The 14,715-nt window shown below is 63.4% G+C and carries 3 protein-coding genes; 2 read left to right on the top strand and 1 reads right to left on the bottom strand.

Translation table 11 applies throughout. The features are described 5' to 3' along the window. Positions 1 to 38 precede the first annotated feature (38 nt). The gene (locus tag WH299_RS27070; protein WP_005789991.1) at positions 39 to 590 is read right to left on the bottom strand and encodes an RNA polymerase factor sigma-70; all 552 of its coding nucleotides are present in this window, start codon (positions 588 to 590) and stop codon (positions 39 to 41) included. 302 nt (positions 591 to 892) lie between these two features. Here WH299_RS27070 and WH299_RS27065 point away from each other — a divergent pair, with 302 nt between their 5' ends. Both WH299_RS27065 and WH299_RS27060 read left to right on the top strand, forming a co-directional pair. Further along, on the top strand, positions 893 to 1,645 hold the full coding sequence (locus WH299_RS27065) for a thioesterase II family protein (protein WP_339551831.1): 753 nt from the start codon (positions 893 to 895) through the stop codon (positions 1,643 to 1,645). Between the two features lie 54 nt (positions 1,646 to 1,699). Then, positions 1,700 to 14,590: a non-ribosomal peptide synthetase gene (locus WH299_RS27060; RefSeq protein ID WP_339551829.1), complete on the top strand. Its 12,891-nt coding sequence runs from the start codon at positions 1,700 to 1,702 to the stop codon at positions 14,588 to 14,590. The last annotated feature ends 125 nt before the right edge of the window (positions 14,591 to 14,715 follow it).

Genomic DNA, 14,715 nt, shown 5'->3' with positions numbered 1-14,715 from the left:
CATTTAATTTGCTGAGTGTCAGATCACTCTGCTGAGCGTCAAACCCGACGTGCAAACGTATCGCTATGGCTCCCCGACACCTTGCGGCAGTGCACCAGCGCATCCCGGATCATGAAGTTCACCAGGGTCGGCGACACGCCGAGTTCCTTGGCGATGTCCTTTTGCGGGACGCCGTGCAAACGGTACATCTCGAACGCGTAGCGCGTGCGTTGCGGCAGCTCCGTCAGGGCGTCGGCGATGTTTTCCAGGGTGTTGAAGTTGATGTGCGAGGTTTCCGGTGAAGCGCCGTGAATAACCACATTCAAGCCTTCCTCTTCCGTCCCGGAGTATTTGAGCTCCAGGGCCTGCTTGCGGTAGTGATCGATGGCCAGGTTGCGCACGATCTGGAACAGATAACTCAATTGAGCCTTGAACGATGACGTGATCGTCGGTGCCGACTGCAGCCGGAAGTAGGCGTCCTGCACTACGTCTTCTGCACGGGAGCGGCAGCCGGTAATGCGCGCCGCGATCTTCACCAGAATCAGCCGATTATCGACGAATGCCTGGAGAAGCGGTGAGTCGCACCTGCCTGTGGATACTTGTTCCGTCATGGAAATCACCTTGTCGCAAAAGAGGTTAGGGGAGGGCGTCCTTGCTGAGGCCTCCTACACATCGGGCAACAAATTATGCTGAATGATAATGATTGTCAAATGAGAAGGCGAACTAATCTTATGCTTTCTTGTTAGGTGTGAACCACGTCTCTCTCGTACCCGGCGACTAATTATTTGCCGGTGCCGTCCGTTCTTCTGGGTGACAGGTCCGTTAGCAATACGGCCAAGGATCAGCACCCGCAGGAGGACGAAATGGGTTTCTATCGTGCATACAGCGCGTTTCAGTTTGGAGTCGTCACTCAATGAGTACGCCGACCCGACTGCGCCTGTTCTGCCTGCCCTATTCGGGCGCCAGCGCCATGGTTTATGCGCGCTGGCGCCGGGCCCTGCCTGAATGGTTGCAGGTGTGTCCGCTGGAGTTGCCCGGGCGTGGCATGCGCATGGACGAGCCGTTGCAGCGCGATATCAAGGCCTTGGCGGCCCAGCTCGCGGACGAAATCAGCCACGACTTGAGCGGCCCCTACGCCTTGTTCGGTCACAGCCTTGGGGGCCTGCTCGCCTTCGAATTGGCGCATGCGTTGCGTGCGCGCAACGTGCCGCCGCCGCTTGCCCTCTTCGCTTCCGGAACGGCCGGACCGGCGCGTCGCGACGTCAGCGAGTACGCCATCGAAAAGACCGATGAACAACTGATCGCCCGTCTGCGCGAACTGCAAGGCACCGCCGAAGAGGCCTTGGCCAACCCCGAGTTGATGCAGTTGATGCTGCCGATCCTGCGCGCCGATTTCCTGTTGTGCGGCAGCTTCACCTACGGCGAGCGCGCACCGCTGGGCATGCCGATCCACGTGTTTGGCGGCAAGCAGGACAGCGTGCGCGCCGACCAGTTGCTCGACTGGCAGCTCGACGCCGCCAGCGGCTTTTCCCTGGACATGTTCGACGGCCACCACTTCTTCCTCATGCAACACGAAAGCGCCGTGCTGCGCTGCATGCGGCGCTACGCCGACGAACACCTGGCCCGCTGGCGCAATGGCACGGCACGGTCACTCGCCGTCGGCTGAACAAGCCCCCCGAATTCTTGAATTTCCCGTAAGCCGATTTCAGGCAGGAACCCCATGATGGACGCCTTCGAACTTCCCCGCACCCTGGTCCAGTCCCTTCAACGTCGCGCCGCGCAGACCCCGGACCAGGTCGCCCTGCGCTTCCTTGCCGAGTCCGCCGAGCACAGCGTTGTGCTCAGTTACCGCGACCTGGACCAGCGCGCCCGCACCATCGCCGCCGCCTTGCAAGCCAATGCGGACCAGGGTGACCGTGCCGTGCTGTTGTTTCCCAGCGGCCCGGATTACGTTGCGGCGTTCTTTGGTTGCCTCTACGCGGGTGTGATTGCAGTGCCGGCCTATCCACCGGAGTCCACCCGTCGTCACCATCAGGAGCGCCTGCTGTCGATCATCAGCGATGCCGAGCCGCGCCTGTTGCTGACCATCGCCAGCCTCGCCGATGGCTTGTCGCAGATCGAAAACGCGCCGCCGGTATTGAGCGTCGATAGCTTGGAAAACCTCGGCCATTGGGTCGCCCCTGACCTGCATCCGGACGACATCGCGTTCCTGCAATACACCTCTGGCTCCACCGCGCTTCCCAAGGGCGTACAAGTCAGCCACGGCAACCTGGTCGCCAACGAAGTGTTGATCCGTCGCGGTTTTGGCATCGACCTGAACCCGGATGACGTGATCGTCAGCTGGCTGCCGCTGTATCACGACATGGGCCTGATCGGCGGCCTGCTGCAACCGATCTTCAGTGGCGTGCCCTGCGTGCTGATGTCGCCGGCTTACTTCCTCGGTCGCCCCTTGCGCTGGCTGGAAGCGATCAGCGAATACGGCGGTACCATCAGCGGCGGTCCGGATTTCGCCTATCGCCTGTGCAGCGAACGGGTCAGCGAGACGGCCCTGGAACGCCTGGATCTGAGCCAATGGCGCGTGGCCTATTCCGGTTCCGAACCGATCCGCCTCGACACCCTGGAACGTTTCGCCGAGAAGTTCGCCACCTGCGGTTTTACCCCGAACAATTTCTTTGCCTCCTACGGCCTGGCCGAGGCGACCCTGTTTGTCGCAGGCGGCAGCCGTGGCCATGGCATCCCAGCGCTGCGTGTCGACGAGCAGGCCCTGGCCGCCAACCGCGCCGAACCGGGGCAGGGCAGTGCGATCATGAGCTGCGGCACCAGCCAGCCGGAACACGCGGTGCTGATCGCGGACCCCTACACCCTCGCCGAGCTGGGCGACAACAGCGTCGGCGAACTCTGGGCCACCGGCCCGAGCATCGCCCACGGCTACTGGCGCAACCCCGAAGCCACCGCCAAGACCTTCGTAGAGCACGCTGGTCGTACCTGGCTGCGCACGGGCGACCTGGGCTTCATCCGTGACGGCGAGGTGTATATCACCGGTCGCCTCAAGGATTTACTGATCGTACGCGGCCACAACCTGTATCCCCAGGACATCGAGCAGACCATCGAGCGCGAAGTGGAAGTGGTGCGCAAAGGGCGGGTTGCGGCATTTGCGGTGAATGAACAGGGCCTGGAAGGTATCGGCATTGCCGCCGAAATCAGCCGCAGCGTGCAGAAAATCCTACCGCCTGAAGCGCTGATCAAGGCGATCCGCCAGGCTGTCGCCGAGGCGTATCAAGAGGCGCCAAGCGTGGTGGTGCTGCTCAACCCCGGCGCCTTGCCGAAGACCTCCAGCGGCAAAGTGCAGCGCGCAGCCTGTGCGCTTCGTCACAAGGACGGCAGCCTCGACAGTTATGCCCAGTTCCCCGACCTGCAAACGCAGGCGAGCGATGGGGCGCTGGAATCCGAGTTGCACAACCAGATTGCGGCGATCTGGTGTGAGCAACTGAACATCGCAAGCGTTGCCGCCGATGATCATTTCTTCCTGCTCGGCGGCAACTCCATCACCGCCACCCAGGTGGTCGCACGCCTGCGCGAAACCCTCGGCCTGGAACTGAACCTGCGCATGCTGTTCGAAGCGCCGACTCTGGAAGGCTTCGCCGCCAACGTTGCGCAGTTGCAGCAAGACGGTGGCGTCGCCGAAGGCGCGATTCACAGCTTGTCGCGCCAGGAGGAACTGCCCCAATCCCTGGCACAGAACCGCCTGTGGATCACCTGGCAACTGAACCCCCGCAGCAGCGCCTACACCATCCCCGGCGCCCTGCGCCTGCGCGGTGAGCTGGATGAAGACGCCGTGCGCGCCAGCTTCCAGCAATTGATCCAGCGCCACGAAGCCCTGCGTACGCGCTTCTATGAGCGCGACGGCCAGGCTTTCCAGCGTGTCGACGCCAAAGCGGATTTCGAGCTGCAAGTCATCGACCTCAGCGACCTGCCCGTTGCCGAGCGCGAAGCCCGTGCGCAACAGATCCGCGAAGACGAAGCGCGCACCCAGTTCGACCTGGAAAAAGGCCCGCTGCTGTGGGTGACCCTGGTGCGCCTGGACGATGAAGATCACCAACTGCTGGTGACGCTGCACCACATCATCGCCGACGGCTGGTCGCTCAATATTTTGATCGACGAATTCTCGCGCCTCTACGCCGCCGCAGCCCAAGGCCAAACCCTGGAACTGCCGCCCCTGGCCCTGCAATACGCCGACTACGGCAGTTGGCAGCGCCAATGGCTGGCCGAAGGTGAAGGCCTGCGTCAACTGGCGTACTGGAAAGCGCAGTTGGGTGAAGAGCATCCCACCCTCAGCCTGGCGACCGACCACCCGCGCTCGGCACACCACTGTCACAGTGCCTCACGCCACACCGTGCGGCTTGGCGCGAGCCTCAGCGACGCGATTCGCCAGACAGCCCAGGCCAACGAGTCCACCCCATTCATGCTGCTGTTGGCGGCATTCCAAAGCCTGCTGCATCGCTACAGCGGCCAGCGCGACATTCGCATCGGCGTGCCCAACGCCAACCGCCCGCGCCAGGAAACCCAAGGCCTGGTCGGCTTCTTCATCAACACCCTCGTGTTGCGTGCCGAGCTGGATGGACGCCTGCCGTTCAACGAGCTATTGGCCGCGACACGCCAGGCGGCGCTGGGTGCCCAAGCCCATCAGGACCTGCCGTTCGAACAACTGCTGGAAGCCTTCCCGCAGGCCCGCGAGCAGGGCCTGTTCCAGGTCATGTTCAACCATCAGCAACGCGACCTCAGCGCTTTGCGTCGCCTGCCGGGCATGCTCGCCGACGAGTTGCCGTGGCACAGTCGCGAAGCCAAGTTCGACCTGCAACTGCACACCGAAGAAGACCGCAACGGGCGCCTGAGCCTGTCGTTCGACTACGCCGATGAAATGTTCGAAAACGCGACCATCCAGCGCCTGGCCGAGCACTACATCAACCTGTTGCACGCCGTCTGCGAGCAGCCCCAGCAAGCCATCGGCGACCTTGCGCTGATGCAACACGACGAACAGGCGCTTTACAGCGAAGCACCCTGCGCGCCAGCCCAGCAGTGGCTGCCTGAGCTGCTTAACCAGCAGACCTCGGACGCCACCGCGCTGGTCTGGGACGGCGGTAGCCTGACCTTCGCCCAACTGCACACCCAGGCCAACCGCCTGGCCCATTACCTGCGCGACAAAGGCGTCGGCCCGGACGTGTGCGTGGCCATCGCCGCCGAGCGTTCGCCGCAATTGCTGGTCGGCTTGCTGGCGATCATCAAGGCCGGTGGCGCCTACGTGCCGCTGGACCCGGATTACCCCGCCGAGCGCCTGGCCTACATGCTCAAGGACAGTGGCGTACACCTGCTGCTGACCCAGACTGCGCTGCTGGAACAGGTGCCGAGTGCCGAAGGCGTTTGCGTGATCGCCATGGACAGCCTGCACCTCGATAGCTGGCCAACCCAGCCGCCCGGCCTGCACCTGCACGGCGATAACCTCGCCTACGTGATCTACACCTCCGGTTCCACCGGCCAGCCCAAAGGCGTGGGCAATACGCATGCGGCTTTGGCCGAGCGCTTGCAGTGGATGCAGGCCACTTATCAACTCAATGAAACCGACGTGCTGATGCAAAAGGCGCCGATCAGTTTTGACGTGTCGGTGTGGGAATGCTTCTGGCCACTGATTACCGGATGCCGTCTGGTGCTGGCTGGCCCTGGTGAGCATCGCGACCCACATCGCATCGCGCAGCTGGTGCAGGAACACGGCGTGACCACGCTGCACTTTGTGCCGCCGCTGTTGCAGTTGTTTATCGACGAGCCGTTGGTGGCTGAATGCACCAGCCTGCGTCGCCTGTTCTCCGGCGGCGAAGCCTTGCCCGCCGAGTTGCGCAACCGTGTGTTGGCACAGTTGCCAGCGGTGCAATTGCACAACCGTTATGGCCCGACCGAAACCGCGATCAACGTGACTCACTGGCACTGCCGCGCCGAAGACGGCGAGCGCTCGCCGATTGGCCGGCCGCTGGGCAATGTGATCTGTCGTGTGCTGGATGAACAGCTCAACCCTGTGCCGTTGGGCGTGCCGGGTGAGCTGTGCATCGGCGGAATCGGCCTGGCCCGCGGTTACCTCGGACGTGCCGGGTTGACGGCGGAGCGTTTTGTTGCCGATCCATATGGTGAAGCAGGCGCACGCTTGTATCGCACCGGTGACCGCGCCCGTTGGAATGCCGACGGCGTGATCGAGTACCTCGGTCGGCTTGATCAGCAGGTCAAGCTGCGCGGCTTTCGTGTGGAGCCGGAAGAAATCGAAGCGCGCATGCTCGCCCTGGAGGGTATCGCCCAAGCCGTGGTGCGGGTGCGTGACGGGCAGTTGATCGGTTACTTCACCGCCCAGGGCGAACTGGATGAGGAAAATGTAAAAACCGCCCTGGCCGCCGAGCTGCCGGAGTACATGGTGCCCGCGCTGCTGATGCGTCTGGACGCCATGCCGCTGAGCCCCAGCGGCAAGCTGGACCGCCGTGCATTGCCGGAACCGGTGTGGCAAGTGCGTGAACATGTCGAACCCGAAACCGCGCTGCAACAGCAGATCGCCGCCATCTGGCGCGAAGTCCTCGGCCTGCCAAGCATCGGCCTGCGCGATGACTTCTTCGCCCTGGGCGGCCATTCGTTGCTGGCCACGCAGATCATCTCTCGCACCCGCCACGCGTGTGACGTCGAGCTGCCGTTGCGCACCCTGTTCGAAGCCAGTGAGTTGGGGGCGTTTGCCGAGCAGGTCGGCCTGATCCAAGCGTCGGGCCAGCGCAACCAACAGACTGCCATCGCTAAGGTCGACCGCAGCCAACCGGTGCCGTTGTCCTATTCCCAGCAGCGCATGTGGTTCCTGTGGCAGATGGAACCGGACAGCCCGGCCTATAACGTCGGCGGCATGGCGCGCCTGCGCGGCGTGCTGGATGTGGGACGTTTCGAGGCGGCGTTGCAAGCGCTGATCATGCGCCACGAAACGCTGCGCACGACGTTCCCGAGCGTCGACGGTGTGGCCTATCAGAAGGTTTCGCCGCAAACGGGACTGCGCATGGACTGGCAGGATTTTTCCGCGCTGAGCGAAACCGAACGCCAACCGCGCCTGCAACAACTGGCCGATCACGAGGCGCACACGCCATTCAATCTGGAAACCGGGCCGTTGTTGCGTGCGTGCCTGGTCAAGGCCGGCGAGCAGGAACACTACCTGGTCCTGACCCTGCACCATATCGTCACCGAAGGCTGGGCCATGGACATATTTGCCCGTGAACTCAGCGCGTTGTACGAAGCCTTTATCGACGAGCGCGACTCGCCGCTGGCGCCGCTGCCCGTGCAATACCTCGACTACAGCGTGTGGCAGCGCCAGTGGCTGGAATCCGGCGAGCGTCAACGCCAATTGGATTACTGGACTGCGCAACTGGGCAATGAACACCCGCTGCTGGAACTGCCCGGCGACCGTCCGCGTCCGCCTGTGCAAAGCCACCAGGGCGAGTTGTATCGCTTCGACCTCAGCGACGACCTTGCGGCCCGCGTACGTGCCTTCAATGCCGAACGCGGCCTTACCCTGTTCATGACCATGACCGCCACCCTGGCTGTGTTGCTCTACCGCTACAGCGGCCAGACCGACCTGCGTATCGGCGCTCCGGTCGCCAACCGCATTCGCCCGGAAAGCGAAGGCCTGATCGGCGCGTTCCTCAACACCCAGGTGCTGCGTTGCCAGCTCAATGGGCAGATGAATGTCGCTCAGTTGTTCGAGCAAGTGCGCCACACCGTGATCGAGGGCCAGTCCCATCAGGATTTGCCGTTTGATCATCTGGTGGAAGCCCTGCAACCCCCGCGCAGCGCAGCGTACAACCCGCTGTTCCAGGTGATGTGCAATGTGCAGCGCTGGGAGTTCCAGCAAAGCCGCCAACTGGCTGGCATGACCGTCGAATACCTGGCCAACGATGCCCGTGCGACCAAGTTCGACCTCAACCTGGAAGTCACCGACCTCGACCATCGCCTGGGTTGCTGCCTGACCTACAGCACCGACCTGTTCGACGAACCGCGCATTGCGCGCATGGCCGAGCATTGGCGCAACCTGCTGGAAGCCTTGATCGCGGATCCGCAACAACGCCTCAGCGAACTGCCGTTGCTGGGCGCGGATGAGCAGCGCGTGTTGCAAGACAGCCTGGGCATCGAGAAAGGTGAGCACCGTCTCGATCAGTGCATCCACCCACTGTTCAGCCAGCAGGCGGCAGCCCGTGGCGATGCGCCGGCGCTGACCTTTGCTGGTGTGACGCTCAGCTACCGTGAACTCGACGCCCGCGCCAACCGCCTGGCCTGGATGCTGCGCGAGCGTGGCGTCGGCCCGCAGGTGCGTGTCGGCCTGGCGTTGCCGCGCTCCCTGGAAATGGTCATCGGCCTGCTGGCGATCCTCAAGGCGGGCGGCGCCTACGTGCCGCTGGACCCGGAATATCCGCTGGATCGCCTGCACTACATGATCGAAGACAGCGGCATCGGCCTGCTGCTCAGCGATGCGGCGATGTTCGAAGCCCTCGGCGAGTTGCCGGCCGCCGTGGCCTGCTGGTGTCTGGAGGATGATTTGCCGGTGCTGACCAACTACCCGGCCGATTCGCTGCCGCTTATCAGCCTGCCGCAACACCAGGCGTACTTGATCTACACCTCCGGCTCCACCGGCAAGCCGAAAGGCGTGGTGGTGTCCCACGGGGAAATCGCCATGCATTGCGCGGCGGTGATCGAGCGGTTTGGCATGCGCGCGGATGACTGCGAGCTGCACTTCTATTCGATCAACTTTGACGCCGCCACTGAGCGCCTGTTGGTGCCGCTGCTCAGCGGCGCGCAGGTGGTGTTGCGTGCCCAGGGTCAGTGGGATGCCGAGGAAATCTGCGGATTGATCCGCACCCATGGCATCAACATCCTGGGCTTCACCCCGAGCTACGGCAGCCAGTTGGCGCAGTGGTTGGCTACTCAGCAGCAGACCTTGCCGGTGCGCATGTGCATCACCGGCGGCGAAGCCCTGACCGGCGAACACTTGCAGCGCATCCGTGCCGCGTTCCAGCCACAGGTGTTCTTCAACGCCTATGGCCCGACTGAAACCGTGGTGATGCCGCTGGCCAGCCTTGCACCGGAGCAGTTGGAGGAGGGCGCCGTCAGCGTGCCGATCGGCAGCATCATCGGTGACCGCGTGGCTTACATTCTCGACGCCGACCTGGCCCTGGTGCCGCAAGGCGCGACCGGCGAGTTGTACGTCGGCGGGGCGGGCCTGGCCCAGGGGTATCACCAGCGTCCGGGCATGACCGCCGAACGTTTTGTCGCGGACCCGTTTGCGCGCAACGGCGGGCGCCTGTACCGCACTGGTGACCTGGTGCGCCAACGCGCCGATGGCCTGGTGGAGTACCTGGGGCGGATCGACCATCAGGTGAAAGTCCGTGGTTTCCGTATCGAGCTGGGCGAGATCGAAACCCGTCTGCTGGAACATGCAGCCGTGCGCGAAGCGGTGGTGCTGGCGCTGGATTCGCCGAGCGGCAAACAGCTGGTGGCGTATCTAGTCAGCGATGCCGAGCACGGCGCGCTGCGTGACGCGCTGAAGGCCCATCTCAAGGCGCAACTGCCGGACTACATGGTGCCCGCGCACTTGATCGTGCTGGACAGCATGCCGCTGACCGCCAACGGCAAGCTTGATCGCCGTGCCCTGCCGCAACCAGATCCTGAGGCAAACCGCCAAACATATGTGGCGCCACGCAATGAACTTGAAAGCACCCTGGCTGCGATCTGGTGCGCCGTGCTGAACGTGCAGCAAGTCGGCCTGGACGATAACTTCTTTGAGCTGGGTGGCGACTCGATCCTGTCGATCCAGGTGGTCAGCCGTGCGCGGCAGGCCGGGATTCATTTCAGCCCGCGTGACCTGTTCCAGCACCAGACCGTGCAGACCCTGGCCGCCGTAGCCACGCGCTCCGAGCAAATCACCGCAGAGCAAGGCGTGCTTACCGGCCCTTCGGGCCTGACGCCAATCCAGCATTGGTTCTTCGACACCGAGATCCCGAACCGTCAGCACTGGAACCAGGCGCTGGTCCTCAAGCCGCTACAACTGCTCGATCCCCATCGCCTGGAGCAAGCGCTGCTGGCAGTGTTGGAACATCACGACGCCCTGCGCCTGAGCTTCTGCCAGCGCGACGCGCAATGGCACGCCGAGCATTTGGCCGTGCCGGAAGGCGGCGTGTTGATGCAGGCGCAAGTGCGCGACATGGCGCACTGCACCGCGCTGTTCACCGACACCCAACGCAGCCTCGACCTGCAACACGGCCCGCTGTTGCGTGCTTTGCTGGTGGACGGTCCCGAGGGGCAGCAACGCTTGCTGATCGCGATCCATCATCTGGTGGTGGACGGTGTGTCGTGGCGCGTGTTGTTGGAAGACCTGCAAAACGTCTACCGTCAACTCAGCGACGGTCAGTCCGTCAGCCTGCCGGCCAAGACCAGCGCCCTACGTGACTGGGCCGCGCGTTTGCAGGCCTATGCCGGCAGCGAATCCCTGCGTGAAGAGTTGAGCGTCTGGCAAGACCAATTGGCTGGGCCGGAAACCGTATTGCCGGTGGCCCGTCCGCAAGGCTCGCTGCGTAATCGCGATGCCGACACCGTCAGCGTGCGCCTGGATGCCGAACACACCCGCCAGTTGCTGCAACAGGCGCCAAGTGCCTACCGCACTCAGGTCAACGACCTGTTACTGACCGCCTTGGCCCGCGTGTTGTGCCGCTGGAGCGGCCACGCTTCGGCGTTGATCCAACTGGAAGGCCACGGCCGTGAAACCCTGTTCGATGAAATCGACCTGACGCGCAGCGTCGGCTGGTTCACCAGTGCCTATCCGCTGCGCCTGACCCCGCGCGCCGGGCAGGGCGATTCGATCAAGGCAATCAAGGAACAACTGCGCGGCGTGCCACATAAAGGGCTGGGCTATGGCGTGCTGCGCTACCTGGCCGATGACCTGTGCAAACAGAGCATAGCTGCGCTGCCGAGCGCACAGATCACCTTCAACTACCTCGGTCAGTTCGACCAGAGCTTCGGCGCCGACGCGCTGTTCCATCCGCTGGACGAGCCCGCCGGCCTGGCCCATGATCCGGACGCGCCGCTGCCCAACGAGTTGAGCGTCGACAGCCAGGTGTACGGCGGTGAACTGGTACTGCGCTGGACCTTCAGCCGCGAACGCCATGATCAACAGAGCATCCATGAACTGGCAGATGCCTATCTCGCTGAGCTGCAAAGCCTGGTCGCGCATTGCCTGCAAGACGATGCCGGTGGCCTCACGCCGTCCGACTTCCCGCTGGCGCACCTGACCCAATCGCAACTCGACAGCTTGCCGATTGCCGCCAGCGCCATCGAAGACGTCTACCCGCTGACCCCCATGCAGGAAGGCCTGCTGCTGCACACCCTGTTGGAGCCCGGCACCGGCCTCTACTACATGCAGGACCGCTACCGCATCAACAGCGCCCTCGACCCCGAGCGTTTCGCCCAGGCCTGGCAGGCGGTGATCGCCCGTCACGAAGCCCTGCGCGCCTCGTTCTGCTGGAACGTCGGCGAAGACATGCTGCAAGTGATCCACAAACCGGGCAGCACGCCGATTGAGTACCTGGACTGGAGCAACGACCCGCAAAGCGAACAGGAGCCGCGCCTGCAAGCGCTGCTCAAGCAAGAGCGCGAAGCCGGTTTCGATCTGCTCAACCAGGCACCGTTCCACCTGCGCCTGATCCGCGTCGGCGCCGAGCGCTACTGGTTCATGATGAGCAACCACCACATCCTTATCGATGCCTGGTGCCGTTCGTTGCTGATGAATGACTTCTTCGAGCTCTACATGGCCCTCGGTGAAGGCCGCGACCCGCAACTGGCCACACCGCCGCGTTATCGCGACTACATCGCCTGGCTGCAACGCCAGAACCTGAATGAGGCACGCCAATGGTGGCAGCAGAACCTGCAAGGCTTCGAACGCACCACGCCGGTCCCGAGCGACCGGCCGTTCCTGCGTGAGCACGCGGGCCACAGCGGCGGCATGGTGGTGGGCGACTGCTACACCCGTCTCGAAGCCCGCGACGGTGCGCAACTGCGTGAACTGGCCCAGGCTCACCAACTGACCGTCAACACTTTTGCCCAGGCGGCATGGGCGCTGGTGCTGCGCCGCCTGAGCGGCGATCGCGACGTGTTGTTCGGTGTGACCGTGGCCGGCCGCCCGGTGGAAATGCCGGAGATGCAACGCACCGTCGGCCTGTTCATCAACAGCATCGCGCTGCGGGTGAAACTGCCCGAGGATGATCAGCGTTGCAGCGTGCGCCAGTGGTTGAGCGGCCTGCTCGACGCCAATATGCAGCTGCGCGAGTACGAATACCTGCCGCTGGTGACGATCCAGGAACACAGCGAACTGCCCAAGGGCCAACCGCTGTTCGACAGCCTGTTCGTGTTCGAAAACGCCCCGGTGGAAGTCTCGGTGCTGGACCGCGCACAAAGCCTGAATGCCACCTCGGACTCCGGCCGCACCCACACCAACTTCCCGCTGACGGCCGTGTGTTATCCGGGCGATGACCTGGGCCTGCACCTGTCTTACGACCAGCGCTACTTCGACGAAACCACCGTGCAAGGCATGCTCGGCGAGTTCAAGCGCCTGCTGCTGGCGTTGGTCCAAGGCTTCCATGGCGACATGGCCGACCTGCCGCTGATTGGCGAGCAGGAGCGTGAGTTCCTGGTGGAGGGCTGCAACCAGAGTGAGCATGTTTACCCGCTGGAGCGCGGCTACATCGAACTGTTCGAAGAACAGGTCGCCGCGCATCCACAGCGCATTGCCGCCAGTTGCCTTGATCAGCAATGGAGCTATGACGAACTGAACCGGCGCAGCAACGGCCTCGGCCATGCGCTGATAGCCGCGGGTGTCGGTCTGGATCAGCCGGTGGCATTGCTGGCCGAACGTAATCTCGACCTGCTCGGCATGATCATCGGCAGCTTCAAGGCGGGTGCAGGCTACTTACCGCTGGACCCAGGCCTGCCCAGCCAGCGCCTGCGCAGCATCATCGACCTGAGTCGTACGCCGTTGCTGGTCTGCACCGAAGCATCCCGCGAGCAGGCCATCGAATTGCTGGAGGGTTTCGACTGCCAGTTGCTGGTGTGGGAAGAGATACCGGCACGTGGCGAAAACCCCGGCGTCTACAGTCGCCCGGACAACCTCGCCTATGTGATCTACACCTCGGGCTCCACCGGCCTGCCCAAAGGCGTGATGGTGGAACAGCGCGGCATGCTCAATAACCAGTTGAGCAAGGTGCCGTACCTGGCCTTGAGCGAGGCAGATGTGATTGCGCAGACCGCGTCGCAGAGCTTCGATATTTCCGTATGGCAGTTCCTGGCGGCGCCGCTGTTTGGCGCAAGGGTGGATATCGTGCCGAACACCATCGCGCATGATCCCCAAGGCCTGCTCGAACACGTTCAGACCCAAGGGATCACCGTGCTGGAAAGCGTGCCATCACTGATCCAGGGCATGTTGGCCCAGGAGCGCATCAGCCTGGATGGCCTGCGCTGGATGCTGCCAACCGGCGAAGCGATGCCACCGGAGCTGGCGCATCAGTGGTTGTTGCGTTACCCCGAGATCGGGCTGGTGAACGCTTATGGTCCGGCGGAATGTTCGGACGATGTGGCGTTCTACCGCGTCGACCTGGCGTCGACCCGTGGCACCTACTTGCCGATTGGTACGCCGACCGACAACAACCGTTTGTATCTGCTGGATGGCGCGCTGGAGTTGGTGCCGCAAGGTGCTGTGGGTGAGCTATGCGTTGCCGGTACGGGCGTCGGTCGCGGTTACGTCAGCGACCCGCTGCGCACCGCTCCCGTGTTTGTACCCAACCCGTTCGGCGCAGCGGGCGAACGCCTCTACCGCACCGGCGACCTCGCGCGCCGTCGCAGTGACGGTGTGCTGGAGTACGTCGGGCGTGTCGACCATCAAGTGAAGATTCGCGGCTACCGCATCGAACTGGGTGAAATCGAAGCGCGCCTGCACGAACAACCGGAATTGCGCGATGCGGCGGTAGGCGTGCAAGAAGGCGTCAACGGCAAGCACCTGGTCGGCTACCTGGTGGCGGCGGATGAGGCACTGAACCCAAGCGAACGCCTCGACCGCATCAAGCAACGCCTGCGTGCTGAACTGCCGGAATACATGGTGCCGCTGCACTGGCTGTGGCTCGACCGCCTGCCGCTCAACGCCAATGGCAAACTCGACCGCAAGGCGCTGCCTGCGCTGGAGATCGGCCAGTTGCAAAGCCAGGACTACCTGGCGCCGCGCAACGAGTTGGAAACCACCTTGGCCGCGATCTGGGCCGAAGTGCTGAAGGTTGAGCGGGTAGGGGTGCAAGACAACTTCTTCGAGCTGGGCGGGCATTCGCTGCTGGCCACGCAGATTGCCTCGCGGGTGCAGAAGACCTTGCAGCGGGATGTGCCGCTGCGGGCGATGTTCGAGTGCAGCACGGTGGCGGAGTTGGCTGAGTACATTGATGGGCTGGCGGCCAATGAGATCAGTGCCGAGAAGGTGGATCGGTTGAGTGATTTGATGGCGGAGTTGGAGGGGTTGTGAGGGGGCTGTTGGTCGGTCAATGCCTGGTTTTGCGTCAGAACTGTCAATTCTGACAGTAGGCAAAAGAAAGGAAAAAGAGCTTATTGAGGCGAGTCCCTCAGCCTCGGATGGGCTGAGGGCAGAAC

This window comes from Pseudomonas sp. MYb541 (assembly GCF_037479595.1).
In the GTDB taxonomy this organism is placed as follows: Bacteria; Pseudomonadota; Gammaproteobacteria; order Pseudomonadales; family Pseudomonadaceae; genus Aquipseudomonas; species Aquipseudomonas canadensis.
The sequence above is the reverse complement of the archived record's forward strand: the minus strand, read 5'-3'. Positions and strand labels throughout refer to the sequence as shown.

Coding starts and splice junctions, on each gene's coding strand:
- WH299_RS27070 (WP_005789991.1), bottom strand. CDS start 590: ATGACGGAACAAGTATCCACAGGCAGGTGCGACTCACCGCTTCTCCAG.
- WH299_RS27065 (WP_339551831.1), top strand. CDS start 893: ATGAGTACGCCGACCCGACTGCGCCTGTTCTGCCTGCCCTATTCGGGC.
- WH299_RS27060 (WP_339551829.1), top strand. CDS start 1,700: ATGATGGACGCCTTCGAACTTCCCCGCACCCTGGTCCAGTCCCTTCAA.